Origin of the sequence: Oricola sp. (assembly GCF_022763245.1) — a bacterium.
Lineage (GTDB): Bacteria > Pseudomonadota > Alphaproteobacteria > Rhizobiales > Rhizobiaceae > Oricola.
Genome location: NZ_JALEGV010000041.1, coordinates 604,826 through 624,569, shown reverse-complemented (window position 1 = coordinate 624,569; position 19,744 = coordinate 604,826). Strand labels below are relative to the sequence as shown.

The window sequence follows — 19,744 nt, the reverse complement described above, 5'->3', positions numbered from 1 at the left end:
AACCCCGTAATTTCCATGCTTAACAAAGTTTGAATCAGTTTAGGCCGGGCTGTCGAGTGACAGTGTCACTGGGCCATTCGTTCGAAGACCCACAGCATGGCCGGCGAGTCCGGAAAGGCCAGCAGGCCGCCGATGGCCAGGGCCACGCCGTAGGGGATGTCCTTCTCGTCGATCATGCGGCGCAGGATGGGCACCTCGCCGGCATAGACGGCGAGCGTGGACTTGCGGAAGAACACCAGGAACAGGGTGAAGACGCCGCCGGCAATCGTCGCGTAGAGCAGGTAGTCGACAAGGGCGCCGCTCCATCCCATCCACAGGCTGGTCGAGGCGAGCAGCTTGGCGTCGCCACCGCCCATCGTGCCGGTGGCGAAGAGGCCGAAGGTCACGGTGAGCACCAGGCCGAACGCCGCGAAGTGCAGGCCGAATTCCGTCAGGGACAGTCCGATGAAAGGCGAGACGAGAATAAAAGCGCCGATCAGCACTGCGGAGATGCGGTTGCCGATCGTCATGGTGAAGACATCCGACAGCGCGGCGAAGATCATCGCAAAGGGAAAAACGACCATGATGACGGCAGCAACCATCGTTCCACTCCAACTCGTCTGACGCCCAGTTTTGGGACACTCATTGTCGCCCGCGATCCTAGGCGGCGCGCCCTTAAGATTCCCATAATCGGGCGAACGCTCCGCAGGCCGCGCCTGCAATGAAAAAGGCCCGCCTCAAGGAGACGGGCCATTTTCGATCTTTCATGCCACCGTCGGTGGCGAAGCCATTAGGCGGTCGAGCCGACCTTGGTGCCGATGGCGTTGAACTTGGCGTTCAGGTTGGAACCGAGCGTGGTTGCACCGGTGATGATGGCGACGGCGATCAGGGCAGCGATCAGGCCGTATTCGATAGCGGTTGCACCGGACTCGTCTTTCATGAAACGTGCGAACATCTTAGAGCTCCTTAAACTCGTTTTTTTCACAGCACCCCCCGTCCATGCTCTGCGGCATCGATCGGTTGACGGCAAAACTACACAGCCGCTGTTGCCACCCGCTTAAGGAACAAAGTTAGCGAATACTTAAACGCGCCAAGTGCCCCGCACGGTGAACAAAGGGTAGATTTCCCGTCAGGCGTGCAAATGGCGCGCAAGCCTGGGAGTTATGGTTAAATCTTCGTTCATCATTCACACCGATAGTGCCAGCCCATGTGTGCAAGGAGTACAGGCATGATCAAGGGCATTGGAACCGGACTGGCCGCCATCACCATGGCGAGCGCCCTCATCGCGACACCGGCCGCATTCGCCGGAGAGAACTTCCTGGCGATGAACACCGTTCCCGAGCCCGGCATCCGGGTGGTGCTCAATCAGGCGAAGATCGTGAAGCTGTCGCAGGCGGCGGCCACGGTGATCGTCGGCAATCCCGAGATCGCCGACGCTACCGTGCGCGACGCCCAGACACTCATTCTGACCGGCCGCGGTTTCGGCCAGACCAATCTCGTCATCCTCGACGCCGGCGGCAATCCGATCCTGGACGAGCGCATCTCGGTCTCGCGCGAGAACGGCACGGCGCTGCGCATCTATCGCCAGGCCAATATCGAGACGCTGTCCTGCGAACCCTATTGCGAGAAGGCCTATCTGACGGAGGCCGAGGTGCAATCCATCCGCGCGGTGCGCGACGCGAACACCATTCGCAAGATCGAGTGACCGGAGTTCATCGCGCCAAAGCCTCAAGCGAGCCACTCCGGGCGTACCTTCGGGCGCGACAAGGAATCCTCAATCATTTGAACCTATAAGCGGACCATCGATCTAATCGGGGTCACGATGGCGTTTGGAGTTCACACAGTCCGGCAGCGCATGCTCAAGCCGATCCGCGCCTTGCGGCGCGACCGGCGCGGCGCGACCGCGATCGAGTTCAGCCTGCTCGTGCTGCCCTTCGCCCTGTTGTCCTTCGCGATCATCGAGACGACCGTCTCCTTCACCGCGCAGCAATTGCTGACCAATGCTGCAGACACGATCGCCCGTGAAGTGCGCACCGGACAGCTCAAGCTGTCGAACACCAGCAAATCCCAGTTCAACGCGAAGATCTGCGGCGAGATCTCGATCCTGACGGGAAGCGCCTGCAGCGGGCTGGTCTGGGACCTGCAATCCTATACGAGCTTTTCCGCCGTTCCGACTGAAATACCCAAGAAGCAGGACGGCGACATCGACTCCACCGGCTTCGGCTACGATCCTGGCGCCGCCGGATCGATCGTGTCGCTGCGCATCTTCTACAAATGGCCGGCCCTGACCGACATCATGGCGTCGAGCATGTCGAACCTGCCCGGCGGCGAGACGCTGCTGTTCGCGACCATCACCTGGCAGAACGAGCCGTTCTAGGACCGACCATGAGACACGCACCAACACGGATCCGGAGGCTTCTTCAAAGCTGGCGCAAAGATCGACGCGGCGCGGCGGCGATCGAATTCGCGCTGGTCGTTCCGATCATGCTGGTGATGTATCTCGGCACGATCGAGATTTCGGCCGGCGTGTCGATCAACAGGAAGGTCTCGCGCGTCGCCTCGACCGTGGCCGACCTCGTCACCCAGCAGACAACCGTCACGAAGAACGACCTGAACGGCATTCTGGAAATCGGCGAGTCGATCCTGTTTCCCTACACCTCCGACCAGCCGACGATCACGATCACCGCGATCAACGTCAAATCGTCCTGGCCGCAGGGTGGCAAGGTCGCCTGGGCGCGTCGCCTCAAGGACGGCAGTTTCGACGACGCCGGCTTGAACAAGAACACCAATACCTGGGTTCCGGTGAATTTGCGCATCGACGACACCTTCCTCATTCGCGTCGATGCGGAGCTCGATTACATCCCGATCGTCAACTGGCTGATCGGCGACACGGTCGGGACCAAGAAGAACGGCGTCGGCGTGATCGAAATGAGCGAACGCTACTTCCTGCGCCCGCGCCTGGGCGCTGCGATCGACTGTTCCAACTGCTGACCTCCGGCAACGCCGTCTTGTGTCGGCGATGACGATATCCCATCTTGATCGACAGGTCGGCGCGACGCAAAGACGCCGCAGCAATCAATCTGGCGGATGATCTTCATGAAACGGGCATTTCTCTTCGTTCTCGACTCGGTCGGCATCGGCGGCGCTTCCGATGCCGAGAGTTTCGGCGACGCCGGCTCGAACACGGTCGGCCATATCCTGGAACGCGCCAGCCGCGGCGAAGCCGACGAGGCCGGCCTGCGATCCGGGCCGCTTGACCTGCCCAACCTCGCCTCGCTCGGCCTGTTCCATGCTCTCGAGGCGGCCTCGCAGCATCCGCTGGCCGACGCCTGCAAGGCAGAACGGGTGACCGGCTTCTGGGGCGCGGCCGACGAAGTCTCCAACGGCAAGGACACGCCGTCGGGCCACTGGGAAATCGCCGGCGTGCCGGTGCGCTTCGACTGGGGCTATTTCCCGGACGAAATCCCCTGTTTTCCGCCCGACCTTCTCGACACGATCTACCGCAAGGCCGGGCTCGCCGGCTCGCTCGGCAACAAGCATGCCTCGGGCACGGAGATCATCGCTGAACTCGGCGAGGAGCATGTGAAAACCGGCATGCCGATCTTCTACACCTCGGCCGACTCGGTGTTCCAGATCGCGGCGCATGAGGAAGCCTTCGGCCTGCAGCGGCTCTACGAGTTGTGCGAACTGGTGCGCGGCGAGCTCGACGCGCTGAATATCGGCCGGGTGATCGCGCGCCCCTTCGTCGGATCCGACCGCAACAATTTCGAGCGCACCGGCAACCGGCGCGACTATTCCGTCCTGCCGCCCGAGCCGACCCTGCTCGACCGCCTCACCCAGTCTGGCCGAAAGGTCCTCGCCGTCGGCAAGATCGGCGACATTTTCGCCCATCAGGGCGTGACCTCGGTGCGCAAGGCCACCGGCAACATGGCCCTGGCCGACGCCACGCTGGAGGCGATGGACGAAGCCGGCGACGGCGACCTGGTGTTCACCAACTTCGTCGACTTCGACATGCTCTACGGCCACCGCCGCAACGTCCCCGGCTATGCCGCGGCGCTGGAGGCGTTCGACCGACGCCTGCCGGAGCTGATGGCGAAGTTGCAGCCGGGCGACCTGATGATGATCACGGCCGATCATGGCTGCGACCCGACATGGCGCGGCACGGACCACACCCGCGAGCGCGTCCCGATCCTCGGCGCGGGCCCGGGGCTGAAGCCCGGCTCGGTCGGCGTGCGCGACACCTATGCCGACATGGGCGAGACGATCGCCGAGCATCTGGGGCTGAGCCCGGGCCTTCACGGCACGTCTTTCCTGGCCTCGATCTCCGCCGATGCCTGAACTGCCCGAGGTGGAAACCGTTCGGCGCGGTCTGCAGCCGACGATGGAGGGCGCCCGGATTTCACGCGTGGAACTGCGCCGGCCGGACCTGCGCTTCCCCTTGCCGGCCAATCTACGCGCAGCGCTCGAGGGGCGGCAGATTGTCGCGCTGGGCCGCCGCGCCAAATATCTGACCGTGGAGCTGGACGACGCGACCGTATTGGTCTGCCATCTCGGCATGTCAGGATCGTTTCGCATCGAGGCCGGGGACGCGGAGGCGACGCCTGGCGCCTTCCACCACGCGCGCGGCAAGCTGGCAGCGCATGATCACGTCGTCCTCCATTGCCTCGGCAGCGCCGGCGACACGCACCGGATCATCTACAACGACCCGCGGCGCTTCGGCTTCATGTTCCTCACGGATCGCGCGCAGATGGGCGAGCACGCGCATCTGAAGGGCCTCGGCCTGGAGCCGACCGGAAACGCGCTCGACGGCGCGGCGCTCGCAAGAATGCTGGCCGGCCGCAAGGCGCCGCTCAAGGCCGCGCTGCTCGACCAGCGCAACATTGCCGGCCTCGGCAACATCTATGTCTGCGAGGCGCTCTGGCGCGCGCGCCTGTCGCCTAAACGGGCAGCGGGCACGCTGGTGCGCAAGGACGGGGCGCCGACGCAACGGTGCGAACGTCTGGCCGAGGCGATCCGCGACGTCATCGCCGACGCGATCGCCGCAGGCGGTTCCTCGCTGAAGGACTATGTGCAGGCTGACGGATCGCTGGGCTATTTCCAGCATTCCTTCGCCGTCTACGACCGCGAGGGCGAGGCCTGCCGCCACGACGGCTGCGACGGCGTGATCCGTCGCATCGTGCAATCCGGACGCTCGACTTTCCATTGTCCCGCGTGCCAGAAATAGCGTCCACCGAACTGACGGCGAAGCGAGCGACACAATGGCTTACGAGACCATCCTGACCGAGAAGCGCGGCGCGGTCGGCCTGATCACCCTGAACAGGCCGAATGCGCTCAACGCATTGAATGCGAAGCTCTTGGAAGAACTGCTCGACGCGGTCACCAGGATGGATGGCGACGCCAAGATCGGCGCGATGGTGATCACCGGATCGGCAAAGGCGTTCGCCGCCGGCGTCGACATCAAGGAGATGCAGGCCTACGACTATGTCGACGTCTACATGAAGGACTTCATCGCCGGCTGGGACCGCTTCGCCGCGACGCGCAAGCCGATCGTGGCCGCCGTTTCCGGCTATGCCCTGGGCGGTGGCTGCGAACTGGCGATGATGTGCGACTTCATCATCGCCGGCGAGAACGCGAAGTTCGGGCAACCGGAGATCACGCTCGGCGTCATGCCCGGCATGGGCGGCACGCAGCGCCTCGCCCGCGCCATCGGCAAGGCCAAGACGATGGAGATGTGCCTCACGGGCCGGCACATGGGCGCCGCGGAAGCGGAAAGCTCCGGCCTTGTTGCGCGCGTGGTGCCTGATCACGACGTCGTGGAGGAAGCCTTGCGTGCCGCAGACAAGATCGCCGGCTTCTCCATGCCTGCGGTCCTGATGACCAAGGAAACGGTCAATCGCGCCTTCGAGACCTCACTGGCCGAGGGCCTGCATTTCGAGCGCCGCATCTTCTATTCGATGTTCGCGCTCGAAGACCAGAAGGAGGGCATGGCCGCCTTCGCCGAGAAGCGCTCGCCGACCTTCAAGAACCGTTGACGAGGCGGGCGATTGGGCGTATAGACCGCCCACCTTGGCGACCAGACGGTCGCCTTTCTGATTTTACATGCCCCGTGACCGGCGCCAGCGCCGAGGGGACCTGAGCACAAGAAAGAGGAACCCATGGCCAATACCGTCTCGGCCAAGAAGGCGACGCGCAAGATCGCACGCCGCACTGCCGTGAACACTGCCCGTCGCTCGCGCATCCGCACCTTCATGCGCAAGGTAGAAGAAGCCATCGCATCGGGGGACGCCAAGGCCGCCTCCGACGCACTGGTGGCAGCTCAGCCGGAGATCATGCGCGCCGCTTCCAAGGGCGTCCTGCACAAGAACACGGCATCGCGGAAGATCTCCCGCCTGGCCTCGCGTGTGAAGGCGATGGCAAGCTAATTTTCATTAGCTGGCAAAGCGTTTGAAGCCCGGTTCTGCCGGGCTTTTTTTATTGGCCGCGCAGCGCTGCTCCACCCCGTCTGTGGAGAACCGGTTTTAGCGTTAAGCGGCAAAGCCTTAGGCCCGCGGGCTGCGACGATCGCACATGTCAAGGACCGAGGGAAAGTGTCACCAATTTCGCAAACTCAGAAAAAATATGTTTAATTTCAAATACTTAAATCTCATATAGAAAATTGCAAAATTCGTCGCCCCCGAAATTTTACGATCCGAAACAATTAAAAAATTAGATTCCTGCGACCACGCTTCGCACCCGGCTACAGAAGTTGTGGAATCACAATTGTTTAGGTTTGCACATGTTCCTCAGGGCAAAATTCCAACCCCTTTCTCGCCGCCGTGATTCGTTAAAAATCGCTTAAGCCGGCTTGCGCTCGCGGGGCCATTTTCGCTATCTTCAAGCCATCGAACAAAACGCTCAAACAGACGTGAGCGCGCCGCTAAACCGGGTTTCTTTTTCGAAAATCGGGGCGCGTTGACAGGAGGGTTTTGTCTCAAGGCAGGCGGTTCGCCTGCCATTTCAAACAGAGGAAAAAGACCTCGGGGAACGCCGGTTTCGCGACCGGTGATCGGATGGTCTTTGCCGAAAGGGGGACGGCACGCAGACAGCAAGAATTGACACGTGGCGGATTCGTGACGGGCACGCGAAATCAGCCACGACCTGACGAATTATCTCGATGAAGAAGGCGACAGAGAGCGAGTCGATGAGATACGATAGCGAGGGCTTGGACGGCCAAGTCGGCAGAGAGGCGGCAATTCCCGCTTTTATGGCGGGACACAAGAAGGAATTTTCAGCCCGGGGCGCTGTCAAGGGGGACAATTTGAACGACGGTAGCAACGGCGTGCCGGAATCACATCCTGAAAATAGCGATAATGATGCAGCCATGCGCGCCGCTGCTTTCGAACGCGTCAAACAGCGGCTGCGCACCAAAATCGGAAACGACGTCTACAACAGCTGGTTCGGCCGCCTCAAACTGGAGAGCGTGAGCCGCAGCGTTGCGCGGATGTCCGTGCCGACCGCATTCCTGCGCTCGTGGATCAACGGCCATTATCTCGACGACCTGCTGGCCTTGTGGACCGAGGAGATTCCCGAGATCCTGCAGGTGGAGATCGTCGTTCGCAGCGCCACGAAGGCGCCGCAGCTTCGCGCCGAAACCGCCAAGAGCAACGCACCGCTCGCCGCCAAGAAATCTGCCGTCCAGTCCGTCGCCCGGGCTGCCTACGCGCAGGATCGTGCCAAGCCGGCCCGGTCGAGCGGGTTCGCCGAGCAGAATGCGAGCGGCAAGCTGATCGGTTCGCCGATCGACTCCCACTACACCTTCGACAACTTCATCGACGGCAAATCGAACCGTGTCAGCCTCGCTGCGGCGCGCGCCGCAGCCGATCAGGGCGCCAATTCGGCGCGGTTCAATCCGCTGTTCATCTATGCCTCCGTCGGTCTCGGCAAGACACACCTTCTTCAGGCGATCGCCAACGCCGTTCTTGCCGCCGAACCGAAGAAGCGCGTCGTCTATCTGACCGCCGAATACTTCATGTGGCGCTTCGCCAGCGCCATTCGCGACAACAGCGCCCTGCTCCTGAAGGAAACGCTGCACGACATCGACCTTCTCATCATCGATGACATGCAGTTCCTGCAGGGCAAGAAGATCCAGTCCGAGTTCTGTCACCTGATCAACACGCTGCTCGACAGCGCGCGGCAGGTCGTGGTGGCCGCCGACCGGCCGCCGCACGAACTGGAATCCCTCGACGCGCGGGTGCGCTCGCGGCTGCAGGGCGGAGTCGCGCTGGAGATCGGCGCACCGGACTACGAGATGCGCCTGTCGATGCTCAAGCAGCGCCTCGAAAACGCCAAGAAGGACGACCTGACGCTGGAGATCGGCGACGAGGTGCTGGACCATGTCGCCAAGAGCGTGACGTCCAGCTTCCGCGAACTGGAAGGCGCGTTCAACCAGCTCGTCTTCCGGCACTCCTTCGAGCCGGACCTGTCGATCGACCGTGTCGATGACATTCTGGGCCATCTGGTTCGCGTCGAGGACCACCGCAAGATCCGCATCGAGGACATCCAGCGAGCCGTGTCGCGCCACTACAACGTGTCTCGCACGGACATGCTGTCGAACCGGCGCACACGCCAGATCGTCAAGCCCCGGCAGATAGCGATGTATCTTGCGAAGATGATGACCCCGCGCTCGCTGCCCGAGATCGGCCGTCGCTTCGGAGGACGTGATCACACCACCGTGCTGCACGCCGTGCGCAAGGTCGAAGCGATGATCGCCGACGACACGAAGCTTGCCAAAGAGCTCGAATTGCTCAAGCGCCTGATCGAAGAGTAGGCCTTGGCGGCGTGAAACTTGCAAGCCCCGGTTTTCGAAACCGGGGCTTTTTCTTTTCCCCGCCTTTGACCGACGTAAACGGCCCTGAACGCTTGCTTTTCAGGCCGCAACCCGCCACATTCGCGGTCCGATCCGGCGGGGATCCGGCGCCAGGGGAATTCGCCCGAGTTCCAGGCGCGCCGCCCGTCTCCCGGCCGGTCCGTCCAAGACGTATCCAAGCGGACTGCAAGTCATGCGTGTCACAATCGAGCGATCCAACCTGCTGAAATCCCTCAACCACGTTCACCGGGTGGTGGAGCGCCGCAATACGATCCCGATCCTGTCCAACGTGCTGTTGAAGGCTGAGGGCGCGGCGCTGGAAATGAAGGCGACCGACCTCGATCTCGAAATCACCGAGGCCGCGCCGGCGGTCGTCGAACAGGCTGGCGCGACGACCGTCGCGGCCCACCTTCTCTACGACATCGTGCGCAAGTTGCCGGACGGCACGGAAGTGATGCTCGCCACCGACGGCGAAGGCAATTCGATGACGGTCATCGCGGGGCGCTCGAACTTCAAGCTGCAATGCCTGCCGCAATCGGACTTCCCGGAACTGACGGCCGGCGAATTCACGCACACCTTCCGGCTCGACTCGGGCGTGCTGAAGGAACTGATCGACCGCACGCAATTCGCGATCTCCACGGAGGAGACCCGCTACTATCTCAACGGCATCTACATGCACACCGCCGAGGCCGACAACGACATCGTCCTGCGGGCGGTGGCGACCGACGGGCATCGGCTGGCGCGATGCGAGACGCCTGCGCCGAACGGCGCCGAGCAGATGCCGGGCATCATCATCCCGCGCAAGACCGTCGGCGAACTGCAAAAGCTCGTCGATGATCCGGACGTCGCGGTGACGGTGGAATTGTCGGATTCGAAGATCCGCTTCACCATCGGCGGCATCGTGCTGACCTCCAAGCTGATCGACGGCACATTCCCCGACTATCAGCGGGTTATCCCGACCGGCAACGACAAAGACATGCTCGTCGATCGGCAGAGCTTCGCCGCCGCGGTCGATCGTGTCTCGACCGTGTCCAGCGAACGCGGCCGCGCGGTCAAGATCGCGTTGACCGACGGGCAGATGACGCTGACCGTCAACAACCCCGATTCAGGCTCCGCATCCGAGGAACTGGCGGTCGATTACGGGTCCGATCCGATGGAGATCGGGTTTAATGCCCGCTACCTTCTCGACATCACGAACCAGATCGCCGGCTCCGACGTGAAGTTCACGCTGGCCGACGCCGGATCGCCGACGCTGATCATCGACACAACCGACGACAAGTCGCTCTACGTGCTGATGCCGATGCGCGTCTAGGCGACGTCGCCTTGACCGGAACTCCATGACGGCGGAAAGCTACATCTCGCAGCTCAAGCTGACGGCGTTCCGCAATTACGCGCATCTTTCGGCGGAATTCGATCCGCGTCATGTCGTGCTGACCGGCCCGAACGGCGCCGGCAAGACCAATCTCATGGAAGCCGTCTCCTTTCTGTCGCCCGGCCGCGGCCTGCGCCGGGCACAACTGGCCGACGTGGCGAAAGAAGGCTCGAATGGAGGCTTCGCCGTGCATGCGACGCTGCATCGCGACGACGAGGAGTTCGCCATCGGCACCGGGACCGCGCTCGGCGATCCCGGCCAGCGTCGCCTGCGCATCAACGGCACTAATGCGAAGAGCGCCGACGAACTCCTCGACCTTTGCCGCATCATCTGGCTAACACCGTCGATGGACGGGCTCTTCACCGGGCCGGCCGCCGACCGGCGGCGGTTTCTCGACCGGATGGTGCTGGCGATCGATCCGGCGCATGGCCGCAGGGCAGCCGACTACGAGAAGGCGATGCGCCAGCGCAACCGACTGCTCGAGGAGCACCCCGGCGGCCAGACAGACGCCTGGCTTTCCGCCACCGAAGCGCAACTCGCCGGACTCGGCTCGGCAATCATCGCCGCGCGGCAGGAACTCGCCGGATTGCTCGCCGGGATCATCGAAGAACGCAGAAGTGACGACAATCCCTTTCCCACCGCCATGCTCTCCGTCGAGGGCGAAATGGAGGCCGCGGCGCGTGAGGGCGTTGCGGCTGGCGCGATCGAGGAGCAGTTGATCGCCGCGCATCGCGACGGACGATATCGCGACCGCGCCGCCGGACGGACACTCACCGGACCGCATCGCGCCGAGTTCGCGATCCGCCACCGCGAAAAGGACATGGACGCCGCAAGGTGTTCGACCGGCGAACAAAAGGCGCTGCTGGTCGGCCTCGTCCTGGCGCATGCCGCGCTCACGCGCACCGTTTCCGGTATCGCTCCGATCATGCTACTCGATGAGATCGCGGCGCATCTCGACCCGGCCCGCCGCGCCGCCCTGTTCGACCGGATCGACGCTGTCGGCGGCCAGGCCTTCATGACCGGTACCGACCGCGCACTCTTCGATGCGCTCGGCGCACGCGCCCAGCATTTTCGGGTCGAGAACGGCGCCCTTTCCATCGAGGCGGGACGAGCATGAGCCAGGACAAGACCTTGAATACGGACGAGATCGAGCGCTATGCGCGACACATCATCCTGGCGGAAATCGGCGGGGCGGGCCAACAGGCGTTGAAGGCAGCCAAGGTGCTGGTCGTCGGGGCGGGCGGGCTCGGCAGTCCGGTCCTTCTCTATCTCGCCGCGGCTGGTGTCGGCACGCTGGGCGTGGTCGATGACGACGCGGTCAGCCTGTCCAACCTGCAGCGCCAAATCCTGCATGCGACCGAGGATATCGGCCGACCGAAGACCGAGAGCGCGGCGCATAGGCTTGCCGGCGTCAATCCGATGGTCGAGGTGATCGAGTATCGCCAGCGCCTGACGGCCGAGAACGCTGCCAGCATTCTTTCAGGCCATGACGTGATCGTCGATGGAACCGACAATTTCGAAACCCGATATCTGGTCGCCGACACGGCCGAGGCGCTCGAGATCCCGCTGGTCGCCGGCGCGCTCGGCCGCTTCGACGGCAGCCTCACCGTGCTGACGCCGTTTGCCACCGGCACGAACGGCAAGCCCTGCCCGCGCTATCGCGACTTGTTTCCCGAAGTCCCGCCGGAGGGCACGGTGCCGACATGCGCGGAAGCCGGCATTCTCGGCGCCGTGGCCGGGGTGATCGGAACGCTGCAGGCGGTGGAAGTGTTGAAACTGATCACGGGAACGGGCGAACCGCTGGTCGGAAAGATCCTGCTCTACGATGCGCTTTCGGTGCGGTTCCAGACAATGACATACCGTCGGCGTCAATCGAACCCCTGACGCCCGAACGGCCCGCGGTGTTGTCCGCACTCACCTGGTATGAAGGAGATATCATGTCTCAACGTCCCACCATTCACCACATTCCGGTTTGCCCCTTCTCGCAGCGGCTGGAAATACTCCTCGCGCTGAAGGGACAATCCGGCGCTGTCGATTTCAGCGTCGTCGATATTACCAAACCGCGCGACCCGGCGCTGCTCGCCAAGACGCGCGGCACGACCGCCCTGCCCGTTCTGGAACTGCCGGATGGCCGCATTCTGAAGGAAAGCCTGGTCATCCTGCGCTTTTTCGACGAGGTATTCGGCGATCCGGTGAGGCGCGCAGACCCGTTCGAACACGCGATCGAAAACATGCTGATCGCCAAGGAAGGACCGTTCACCGCGGCAGGCTACCTGTTCGTCATGAACCAGGACCGCCAACGGCGCGACGAGTTCAACGAGCGGCTGCTGGCGCTCTATCGCGACATCAACGGCTTCCTCGTGGAACACAATCCCGACGGCACGTATCTGTTCGATCGGTTCGGGGTCGCCGAAGCCGTCTTCACGCCGATGTTCATGCGGTTCTGGTTTCTCGACTATTACGAGGAATTCGACTTGCCGGCAGGCGAGGACTATGACCGGGTGCGCGAGTGGAAGGCAGCCTGCCTGGAACACGAGGCAGCCCAACAGGTTTCCTTCGAGGAGATCGTCAAGAACTACTACGATTACGCGCTCGGATCCGGTAACGGAGCTCTGGCCGAGGGCAGGTCTGTCTCAAGCTTCAACTTCGAGCCAGACTGGCGCAACCGGCCCTGGCCGCCCCGCGACAAGTACGAGACACACGCCTCGGACGCTGAACTCGGGCTGGTCTGAAGCGAAAAAGGTGGCTGGCTTGCGAGCCCGCCCGCCCTTCATCTCCCGCGTGAGACAGCACTCATCACGGCAGTACCCGGATCAGACCATTGACGGCAGGACGCGGTCCGGCGGGCGATCGCCATCGGCCATCATGCGGATATTGATGATCACCTTCTCGCCCATCTCGATGCGGCCTTCCAGCGTCGCCGAACTCATATGCGGCGACAGGACTACCTTGCCCTTCCGGGCAAGGTCGCGCAGGCGCGGATCGACGTCCGGCTCGTTTTCGAAAACGTCGAGACCGGCGCCGGCGATGCGGTCCTCTTCGATCAGCCGGATCAGCATTTCCTCGTCGATCACATCGCCGCGCGACGTGTTGACGATATAGGCGGAGGGCCGCAGCAACTCGAGCCGGCGCGCCGACAGGAGATGGAACGTTGCCGGCGTCGACGGGCAGTTGACCGAGACGATGTCCATGTGAGCCAGCATCTGGTCGAGGCTTTCCCACCATGTCGCGCCGAGATCCTCCTCGATCGCGGCGGACGCGCGATGCCGGTTGTGGTAGTTGATCGACAGGCCGAATGCGCGGGCACGCCGCGCCACCGCCATGCCGATGCGGCCCAGGCCGATGATTCCGAGCTTCTTGCCGGATATGCGCCTTCCGAGCATCCAGGTCGGCGACCAGCCCTGCCAGTCCTTCTCGGAGGTCAGCACCGCGGCCCCTTCGGTGAGGCGGCGCGGGACAGCGAGGATCAGCGCCATCGTCATGTCGGCGGTGTCCTCGTTCAGCACGTTCGGCGTGTTGGTCACCGTGATGCCGTGGGCATGCGCCTCCTTGACGTCGATGTTATCGACGCCGTTGCCGAAATTGGCAATCAGCCTCAATTGCGGACCAGCCTTGCTGATGAGTTCGGCGTCGATGCGGTCGGTCACGGTCGGCACCAGAACCTCGGCCATGCCCATCGCATCGACCAGTTCCTCACGCGACATCGCGCGGTCCGTCGCATTCAACCTGACATCGAAGAGTTCACCCATGCGGCTCTCCACCGCATCGGGCAGTTTGCGGGTGATGACGACCAGCGGTTTTCTGCTCAGCGGCATTCCCACTCCCAGAAACGCGCCCGGTTGTTATGTGCCGCCATGCGGCGTTGAGCGCTCGTTAACCAAGATGGACCAGAATGCAGGTTCGGTCCGTTGCCGTTGTCTAGCAAGGCGACCGGGCCATGACAAAGAGTTTTGCGCGCGGCCGCCGACTCGCCCCGCCCGATGTCCCGCCGCCGCGCCGAATGCGCAAGAGGTCCAGATACACAATGTTCCCGCGTCGTACCGGTCCGTTCGTTTTCACCGCCGTCATGCTTTCGCTTCTTGCCGGCGCCCCGCCGGCGGCGGCCCAGCAAACCGGCGCCATCAATCGGGGCGCGAGCGGCCTGCCCCTGCCCCGATTCGTTAGCCTCAAGGCAACGAAGGTGAACATGCGGATCGGTCCCGGATCGGACTACAAGGTCGCCTATCGCTACCTGAAGAGCGGCATTCCGATGGAGATCATCCAGGAATACGACAACTGGCGCCGTGTGCGCGATGCGGACGGCACGACCGGCTGGATTCACGGATCGCTTCTCTCGGGCGAACGCACCGCCATCGCATCGCCATGGCGCCAGACATCCGCGCCAGAAGAAACCGTCACACTCTACGACACCCCTGCAGCGCTTGCCGGCGTCGTTGCCTATCTGGAGCCTGGCGTGGTCGGAAAGATCGATTCATGCGATGGCGCGTGGTGCGAGCTTGAAGTGAAACACAAGGAGCGTACGCTGCGCGGCTACGTCAATCAGGCCGAACTCTGGGGTGCCTATCCAGACGAGGTGATCAAGTAGAGCGCCTGCTCAGCGCTTGCGGCGCAGCCGGATCACGACGTCGATATTGGCGATCTCCATGCCCTCGGGCGGCTCGGGCAGGTTCTTTACCGTGAGGTCCGAGACCGGAACGTCCAAGACCTCGCCCTCATCTTCGACATAGAAGTGGTGGTGATCGGAGGTGTTGGTGTCGAAATAGGTGCGCGAGCCTTCAACCGACAGGATGCGCAGCATTCCCGCTTCGGTGAACTGATGGAGCGTGTTGTACACGGTCGCAAGCGATACGCTCACGCCGGACGCGAGTGCCTCGCCATGCAGCTCCTCGGCGGGCAGATGGCGGTCTCCCTTGGCGAACAGAAGCTCCGCCAAAGCGACGCGCTGACGCGTCGGGCGCAAGCCCGCATCCTGCAGTCTCCGCTTGATATCCGCCCCTGGCTGACTCAATTCCGCTCGCCGTATCCGAATTCGAACTTCATCCCGGTGCAAAAAGACGCAAATGTCTGTCCCTTGCAACTTTCCTCATATATTCGCTATGGCAGACACGATCAATAGGTCCGCACGCATGGCATGAGAGCGCCGACGGACCGACACGACAAGAAGAAGGACTCTGTCAGCCAATGGCCGAGCAAAAATCAAGCTACACCAAAGAAGACCTGCTGACATGCGCACGCGGCGAAATGTTCGGACCGGGCAACGCGCAGCTTCCGGCACCGCCGATGCTCATGGTCGACCGGATCGCCGAGATCAGCGAAAGCGGCGGCGCGCATGAAAAGGGGTTCATCCGCGCCGAGTTCGACATCAATCCGAACCTGTGGTTCTTCCCGTGCCATTTCATCGGCGATCCGGTGATGCCGGGGTGCCTCGGCCTTGACGCGCTGTGGCAGCTGACCGGCTTCTATCTCGGCTGGCTTGGCGAGCCGGGCAAGGGCCGCGCGATCTCGACCGGCGAAGTGAAGTTCACCGGGATGGTGACGCCCGAGACCAAGCTCGTTCAGTACGAGATCGACTTCAAGCGCGTGATGCGCGGACGCCTGGTGCTCGGCATCGCCGATGGCCTCGTCAAGGCCGATGGCGAGACGGTTTTCCACGCAAAAGACTTGCGCGTGGGCCTTTTCCAAGAAAAAACCGCCTGACACATCAAACAGCGGGACGGATGCCGTTCCGCAGCAAACGCCAGGGAGCCTCTCATGAGACGCGTCGTCGTTACAGGGCTTGGTATCGTATCGTCCATCGGCAACAATGCCGAGGAAGTCACCGCTTCGTTGCGCGATGCGAAATCGGGCATCAGCCAATCGCCGGATTTCGCCGAGCACGGGTTCCGTTGCCAGGTCTGGGGCGCGCCGACGCTCGATCCGAGCGAACTCGTCGATCGCCGCGCGATGCGGTTCCTGTCGAAGGGCGGCGCGTGGAACCATGTCGCCATGGAACAGGCGATCGCCGATGCCGGGCTTTCCGCCGACACGATCACCGATGAACGGATCGGCATCATCATGGGCTCCGGCGGCCCCTCCACGCGCACCATCGTGGAGGCCGCGGACACGACGCGAGAGAAGGGTTCGCCGAAGCGCATCGGACCGTTCGCCGTGCCGAAGGCGATGTCTTCGACCGCCTCGGCGACGCTCGCCACCTGGTTCAAGATCCACGGCGTCAACTATTCGATCTCGTCGGCCTGCTCGACCTCGGCGCATTGCATCGGCAATGCCTATGAGCTCATACAGTGGGGCAAGCAGGACATGGTCTTTGCCGGCGGGCACGAGGATCTCGATTGGACGATGTCCAACCTGTTCGACGCCATGGGCGCCATGTCCTCCAAGTTCAACGACAACGCTCCGCGCGCATCACGCGCCTACGACGCGAACCGCGACGGCTTCGTGATCGCCGGCGGCGCCGGTGTGCTCGTTCTGGAAGAGCTGGAGCACGCCAAGGCGCGCGGCGCGAAGATCCTCGCCGAAATCGTCGGCTACGGCGCCACCTCCGACGGCTACGACATGGTCGCCCCCTCCGGAGAAGGGGCGGTGCGGTGCATGCGGCAGGCGTTGGCGACTGTCGATGGTGGCGTAGATTACATCAACACGCACGGCACCTCGACGCCGGTGGGCGACAGCCGGGAGATGGGGGCGATCCGCGAGGTGTTCGGCGACGACATGCCGTATATCTCGTCGACGAAATCGCTGACCGGCCACTCGCTCGGCGCGGCCGGCGCGCAGGAATCGATCTACTCGATCCTGATGATGCAGAACAACTTCCTCGGCGAGAGCGCGCATATCGAGACGCTCGACCCAGAATTCGAAGGCATGCCGATCCTGCGCGAGCGCATCGACAACGCCGAGGTCAACACCGTCCTGTCGAACTCCTTCGGCTTCGGCGGCACGAATGCGACGCTGGTCTTCCAGCGGTACAACGGCTGACCTGAAAGGACGACACTATGAACGGGCTGATGGCGGGAAAACGCGGCTTGATCATGGGAGTGGCCAACGACCACTCCATCGCCTGGGGCATCGCCAAGGCGCTGGCCGACCAGGGTGCGGAAATCGCGCTCACCTACCAGGGCGAGGCGTTCGGGCGGCGCGTCAAGCCGCTGGCCGACGAGATCGGCTCGAAGCTCCTGATCCCCTGCGACGTGGAAGACACCGAGAGCACGGCGGCCGTGTTCGACACGCTGAAGAGCGAATGGGGCGGCCTCGACTTCCTCGTCCACGCCATCGGCTTTTCCGACCGCACGCAGCTCAAGGGCCGCTATCTCGACGTGACGACGCGCGAGAACTTCTCGCGCACCATGGTCATCTCGGCCTATTCCTTCACCGAGGTCGCCCAGTTGGCCGCGCCGCTGCTCAATGACGGCGCGTCGCTCCTGACGCTGACCTATGGCGGCTCGATGCGGGTGATGCCGAACTACAACGTGATGGGCATCGCCAAGGCGGCGCTGGAAGCGATGGTGCGCTACCTGGCCGCCGATTTCGGCCGCAGCAATGTGCGCGTCAACGCGATCTCGGCCGGACCGGTGCGCACGCTCGCGGGCGCCGGCATCGGCGACGCGCGCCAGATCTTCTCCTATCAGCAACGGGTGTCGCCGCTGGGCCGCCCGATCGTCATCGACCAGGTCGGCCAGTCGGCGCTCTACCTTCTCTCCGAGATGTCGAGCGGCGTGACCGGCGAGATCCACTACGTGGATTCCGGCTACAACATCATGTCGATGCCCTCGATGGACGAACTGCGCAAGCTCGACCCGAAATAGGACCCGCCACGACCGACGCGTGTCCCGGGCGGCGCAAACACCGCCCGCCCGGCGACAGAGTCCGTGCCGCTAGGGAATATTCTCCCGCAACGCAACCGCTTCTTAGGGATTGCCGTGCGATCTCTGCGTGAGTGCGGGGGTTTCATGACGCGTCGTCGTTCCGTTGTATCGCGTTCCTGGCTGTTTCGGCTGATCACGATCGTGACCAGCGGATTCGGAGCGGCTTCGCTCGCGCTGTGGGCGGCGATGATGAGCCGGCTGGGCGACATCTCTTCGCCCGAGACCGGCACGCTGACGGCCGTCGTCGCGGCGCTGGCGGCGCTCGCCGGCGCGGGATGCGCCCACGCCTATTTCGCCGGCACCGACGAAGCCAGCAAGGTCTATGAGGCGGCGATCGCCACCGATCCGACGACCGGGCTCCTGTCGCGGCTCGGCCTCGAAAAGCAGATCGGATCGCTGGTCGATCACGCACCGACGGGCAAGAACAGGAAACTGTCGCGCTGGATGCTCGTCTCCATCGAGATCGACGCGTTTCGCGAAATCAACGACCGTCACGGCGCCGAAACCGGCGACCTGGTGCTGCATCTTGTCGGCGGCCGCATCCGCCGCCTCGTCGGCGACCTCGGCCCGGCGGCCCGCATCGCCGGCAGCGAGTTCGCCTTCGCCTTCGAAGCCGGACATGACGACCACGAACTGCACGCCATCATGTCGGCGGTGCTGGAAGACATGGCCCGGCCGATCAAGATCGACAACACCGTCATCCCGGTGTTCTGCACGGCGGGGCTCGCCGAACTCGGACACAACGGGCGCTCGATCTCCACCGTGCTTCGCCGCACCAACCTGGCGCGGACGACCGCGCGGGCCAGCGGCCTCGGCAACTGGGCGATCTACCACCCGGAGATGACCCAGACGGACACCTATCGCAAGTGGATCGAGGGGGAGCTCTCCACCTCCATCGGAACCGACGATTTCGAACTGGTCTACCAGCCGCAGGTCGACAATCGCAGCGGCATGACGGTCGGCTACGAGGCGCTTCTGCGCTGGAACCACCCGGAAAAGGGCAACATTCCGCCGACCGAGTTCATTCCGGTCGCGGAGAATTGCGGGCTGATCAACCAGCTTGGCCTGTGGACCCTGGACAGGGCCTGCGCGGACGCCCGCCACCTGCCGCCGGGAACGAAGATCGCCGTCAACGTCTCGCCGAAACAGCTGGACGCGCCGGGTTTCGTGCGCAAGCTCGCCACCATCATGCGCAAGCACAACATGCTGCCCGAGCGGTTGGAGCTGGAGATCACGGAGAACATCCTGATCCTCGACCATGTGAAGGTGCGCAAGAAATTCGACCGGATCACCGATCTGGGCTGTTCCATCTCGATCGACGATTTCGGCACCGGCTATTCGAACCTCGGCTACCTGGCCGAGTTGCCGTTTGGAAAGCTGAAGCTCGACCGTTCGCTGATCACCCGGCTCGGCGAGCGCGAAAACGGCGCCACGCTGGTGACGACCATCGTCAACATGGCGCATGCGCTGGGCGCCGAGGTGCTGGCCGAAGGCGTGGAGACGAAGGAACAGGTCGCCCTTCTGGACGCGGCCGGCTGCACGCTGATGCAGGGCTACTATTTCGGCAAGCCGGTGCGGCCGGAGGAGCATGTGGCCAGCATGGCCGAAGAGCGCGAGGAAGTGGCCGCCTGATCCCGGCGTCCTTTTCGCTCTTCGTCGCGCGGCGAGACGCGCCCAGAGCGACGACCG

The 19,744-nt window shown here is 63.4% G+C and carries 21 protein-coding genes; 17 read left to right on the top strand and 4 right to left on the bottom strand.

The window, feature by feature from the left end:
• Positions 1 to 65: 65 nt before the first annotated feature.
• Positions 66 to 581 (bottom strand): prepilin peptidase, encoded by a 516-nt coding sequence (locus MRY80_RS23635; RefSeq protein WP_293293756.1) that lies wholly within the window; start codon positions 579 to 581, stop codon positions 66 to 68.
• A gap of 188 nt (positions 582 to 769) precedes the next feature.
• Complete coding sequence (locus MRY80_RS23630) at positions 770 to 934, bottom strand: Flp family type IVb pilin (RefSeq protein ID WP_223476710.1); 165 nt, start codon at positions 932 to 934, stop codon at positions 770 to 772.
• 273 nt (positions 935 to 1,207) lie between these two features.
• Here MRY80_RS23630 and MRY80_RS23625 point away from each other — a divergent pair, with 273 nt between their 5' ends.
• The 12 genes from MRY80_RS23625 to MRY80_RS23570 all read left to right on the top strand — a co-directional run bounded on the left by MRY80_RS23625 (position 1,208) and on the right by MRY80_RS23570 (position 12,928).
• Positions 1,208 to 1,684, top strand: a complete 477-nt coding sequence (locus tag MRY80_RS23625; RefSeq protein ID WP_293293754.1) for a pilus assembly protein N-terminal domain-containing protein — start codon at positions 1,208 to 1,210, stop codon at positions 1,682 to 1,684.
• 117 nt (positions 1,685 to 1,801) lie between these two features.
• Complete coding sequence (locus tag MRY80_RS23620; protein ID WP_293293752.1) at positions 1,802 to 2,356, top strand: TadE/TadG family type IV pilus assembly protein; 555 nt, start codon at positions 1,802 to 1,804, stop codon at positions 2,354 to 2,356.
• A gap of 8 nt (positions 2,357 to 2,364) precedes the next feature.
• Entirely contained in the window at positions 2,365 to 2,970 is a 606-nt protein-coding gene (locus MRY80_RS23615) for a TadE/TadG family type IV pilus assembly protein (protein ID WP_293293750.1), read from the top strand.
• Positions 2,971 to 3,075: 105 nt separating this feature from the next.
• Positions 3,076 to 4,317, top strand: coding sequence for a phosphopentomutase (locus MRY80_RS23610; protein ID WP_293293748.1), 1,242 nt, complete (start codon positions 3,076 to 3,078; stop codon positions 4,315 to 4,317).
• Positions 4,310 to 5,203 carry a bifunctional DNA-formamidopyrimidine glycosylase/DNA-(apurinic or apyrimidinic site) lyase gene (gene mutM, locus MRY80_RS23605; protein ID WP_293293746.1) on the top strand — a complete coding sequence of 298 codons (894 nt, stop codon included), beginning with the start codon at positions 4,310 to 4,312 and terminating at the stop codon, positions 5,201 to 5,203. Before MRY80_RS23610 ends, mutM begins: the two co-directional genes overlap by 8 nt.
• A 34-nt stretch (positions 5,204 to 5,237) precedes the next feature.
• Positions 5,238 to 6,011 (top strand): enoyl-CoA hydratase, encoded by a 774-nt coding sequence (locus tag MRY80_RS23600; RefSeq protein ID WP_293293744.1) that lies wholly within the window; start codon positions 5,238 to 5,240, stop codon positions 6,009 to 6,011.
• 123 nt (positions 6,012 to 6,134) lie between these two features.
• The gene (gene rpsT / locus MRY80_RS23595) at positions 6,135 to 6,401 is read left to right on the top strand and encodes a 30S ribosomal protein S20 (RefSeq protein WP_293293742.1); all 267 of its coding nucleotides are present in this window, start codon (positions 6,135 to 6,137) and stop codon (positions 6,399 to 6,401) included.
• A 938-nt stretch (positions 6,402 to 7,339) separates the two neighbouring features.
• Positions 7,340 to 8,785: a chromosomal replication initiator protein DnaA gene (dnaA, locus tag MRY80_RS23590; protein WP_293293741.1), complete on the top strand. Its 1,446-nt coding sequence runs from the start codon at positions 7,340 to 7,342 to the stop codon at positions 8,783 to 8,785.
• 232 nt (positions 8,786 to 9,017) lie between these two features.
• A complete protein-coding gene (gene dnaN / locus MRY80_RS23585) occupies positions 9,018 to 10,136 on the top strand; it encodes a DNA polymerase III subunit beta (protein ID WP_293293739.1) in 1,119 nt (372 codons plus the stop codon).
• A gap of 25 nt (positions 10,137 to 10,161) precedes the next feature.
• Positions 10,162 to 11,313, top strand: a complete 1,152-nt coding sequence (gene recF, locus MRY80_RS23580) for a DNA replication/repair protein RecF (protein ID WP_293293737.1) — start codon at positions 10,162 to 10,164, stop codon at positions 11,311 to 11,313.
• Positions 11,310 to 12,080 (top strand): molybdopterin-synthase adenylyltransferase MoeB, encoded by a 771-nt coding sequence (moeB, locus tag MRY80_RS23575; RefSeq protein ID WP_293293735.1) that lies wholly within the window; start codon positions 11,310 to 11,312, stop codon positions 12,078 to 12,080. Before recF ends, moeB begins: the two co-directional genes overlap by 4 nt.
• Before the next feature lie 53 nt (positions 12,081 to 12,133).
• On the top strand, positions 12,134 to 12,928 hold the full coding sequence (locus tag MRY80_RS23570; RefSeq protein WP_293293733.1) for a glutathione S-transferase family protein: 795 nt from the start codon (positions 12,134 to 12,136) through the stop codon (positions 12,926 to 12,928).
• 81 nt (positions 12,929 to 13,009) lie between these two features.
• Here the strand turns inward: MRY80_RS23570 and MRY80_RS23565 are convergent, their stop codons facing one another.
• Positions 13,010 to 14,011, bottom strand: a complete 1,002-nt coding sequence (locus MRY80_RS23565) for a D-glycerate dehydrogenase (RefSeq protein ID WP_293293732.1) — start codon at positions 14,009 to 14,011, stop codon at positions 13,010 to 13,012.
• Between the two features lie 122 nt (positions 14,012 to 14,133).
• Here MRY80_RS23565 and MRY80_RS23560 point away from each other — a divergent pair, with 122 nt between their 5' ends.
• Positions 14,134 to 14,781, top strand: coding sequence for an SH3 domain-containing protein (locus MRY80_RS23560; protein WP_346433418.1), 648 nt, complete (start codon positions 14,134 to 14,136; stop codon positions 14,779 to 14,781).
• A gap of 9 nt (positions 14,782 to 14,790) precedes the next feature.
• Here the strand turns inward: MRY80_RS23560 and irrA are convergent, their stop codons facing one another.
• On the bottom strand, positions 14,791 to 15,204 hold the full coding sequence (gene irrA, locus MRY80_RS23555; protein WP_346433417.1) for an iron response transcriptional regulator IrrA: 414 nt from the start codon (positions 15,202 to 15,204) through the stop codon (positions 14,791 to 14,793).
• Between the two features lie 173 nt (positions 15,205 to 15,377).
• On the opposite strand from irrA, the gene fabA reads away from it, so the two are divergent.
• The 4 genes from fabA (at position 15,378) to MRY80_RS23535 (ending at position 19,687) form a co-directional block, all read left to right on the top strand.
• Positions 15,378 to 15,893 (top strand): 3-hydroxyacyl-[acyl-carrier-protein] dehydratase FabA, encoded by a 516-nt coding sequence (gene fabA / locus MRY80_RS23550; RefSeq protein ID WP_293293728.1) that lies wholly within the window; start codon positions 15,378 to 15,380, stop codon positions 15,891 to 15,893.
• Positions 15,894 to 15,947: 54 nt separating this feature from the next.
• On the top strand, positions 15,948 to 17,168 hold the full coding sequence (gene fabB, locus MRY80_RS23545; protein WP_293293727.1) for a beta-ketoacyl-ACP synthase I: 1,221 nt from the start codon (positions 15,948 to 15,950) through the stop codon (positions 17,166 to 17,168).
• A gap of 17 nt (positions 17,169 to 17,185) precedes the next feature.
• Positions 17,186 to 17,995 carry an enoyl-ACP reductase FabI gene (gene fabI, locus MRY80_RS23540; RefSeq protein WP_293293726.1) on the top strand — a complete coding sequence of 270 codons (810 nt, stop codon included), beginning with the start codon at positions 17,186 to 17,188 and terminating at the stop codon, positions 17,993 to 17,995.
• A 144-nt stretch (positions 17,996 to 18,139) separates the two neighbouring features.
• Positions 18,140 to 19,687: a bifunctional diguanylate cyclase/phosphodiesterase gene (locus MRY80_RS23535; protein ID WP_293293724.1), complete on the top strand. Its 1,548-nt coding sequence runs from the start codon at positions 18,140 to 18,142 to the stop codon at positions 19,685 to 19,687.
• Positions 19,688 to 19,744: the final 57 nt, after the last annotated feature.

Coding starts and splice junctions, on each gene's coding strand:
- MRY80_RS23635 (WP_293293756.1), bottom strand. CDS start 581: ATGGTTGCTGCCGTCATCATGGTCGTTTTTCCCTTTGCGATGATCTTC.
- MRY80_RS23630 (WP_223476710.1), bottom strand. CDS start 934: ATGTTCGCACGTTTCATGAAAGACGAGTCCGGTGCAACCGCTATCGAA.
- MRY80_RS23625 (WP_293293754.1), top strand. CDS start 1,208: ATGATCAAGGGCATTGGAACCGGACTGGCCGCCATCACCATGGCGAGC.
- MRY80_RS23620 (WP_293293752.1), top strand. CDS start 1,802: ATGGCGTTTGGAGTTCACACAGTCCGGCAGCGCATGCTCAAGCCGATC.
- MRY80_RS23615 (WP_293293750.1), top strand. CDS start 2,365: ATGAGACACGCACCAACACGGATCCGGAGGCTTCTTCAAAGCTGGCGC.
- MRY80_RS23610 (WP_293293748.1), top strand. CDS start 3,076: ATGAAACGGGCATTTCTCTTCGTTCTCGACTCGGTCGGCATCGGCGGC.
- mutM (WP_293293746.1), top strand. CDS start 4,310: ATGCCTGAACTGCCCGAGGTGGAAACCGTTCGGCGCGGTCTGCAGCCG.
- MRY80_RS23600 (WP_293293744.1), top strand. CDS start 5,238: ATGGCTTACGAGACCATCCTGACCGAGAAGCGCGGCGCGGTCGGCCTG.
- rpsT (WP_293293742.1), top strand. CDS start 6,135: ATGGCCAATACCGTCTCGGCCAAGAAGGCGACGCGCAAGATCGCACGC.
- dnaA (WP_293293741.1), top strand. CDS start 7,340: ATGCGCGCCGCTGCTTTCGAACGCGTCAAACAGCGGCTGCGCACCAAA.
- dnaN (WP_293293739.1), top strand. CDS start 9,018: ATGCGTGTCACAATCGAGCGATCCAACCTGCTGAAATCCCTCAACCAC.
- recF (WP_293293737.1), top strand. CDS start 10,162: ATGACGGCGGAAAGCTACATCTCGCAGCTCAAGCTGACGGCGTTCCGC.
- moeB (WP_293293735.1), top strand. CDS start 11,310: ATGAGCCAGGACAAGACCTTGAATACGGACGAGATCGAGCGCTATGCG.
- MRY80_RS23570 (WP_293293733.1), top strand. CDS start 12,134: ATGTCTCAACGTCCCACCATTCACCACATTCCGGTTTGCCCCTTCTCG.
- MRY80_RS23565 (WP_293293732.1), bottom strand. CDS start 14,011: ATGCCGCTGAGCAGAAAACCGCTGGTCGTCATCACCCGCAAACTGCCC.
- MRY80_RS23560 (WP_346433418.1), top strand. CDS start 14,134: ATGACAAAGAGTTTTGCGCGCGGCCGCCGACTCGCCCCGCCCGATGTC.
- fabA (WP_293293728.1), top strand. CDS start 15,378: ATGGCCGAGCAAAAATCAAGCTACACCAAAGAAGACCTGCTGACATGC.
- fabB (WP_293293727.1), top strand. CDS start 15,948: ATGAGACGCGTCGTCGTTACAGGGCTTGGTATCGTATCGTCCATCGGC.
- fabI (WP_293293726.1), top strand. CDS start 17,186: ATGAACGGGCTGATGGCGGGAAAACGCGGCTTGATCATGGGAGTGGCC.
- MRY80_RS23535 (WP_293293724.1), top strand. CDS start 18,140: ATGACGCGTCGTCGTTCCGTTGTATCGCGTTCCTGGCTGTTTCGGCTG.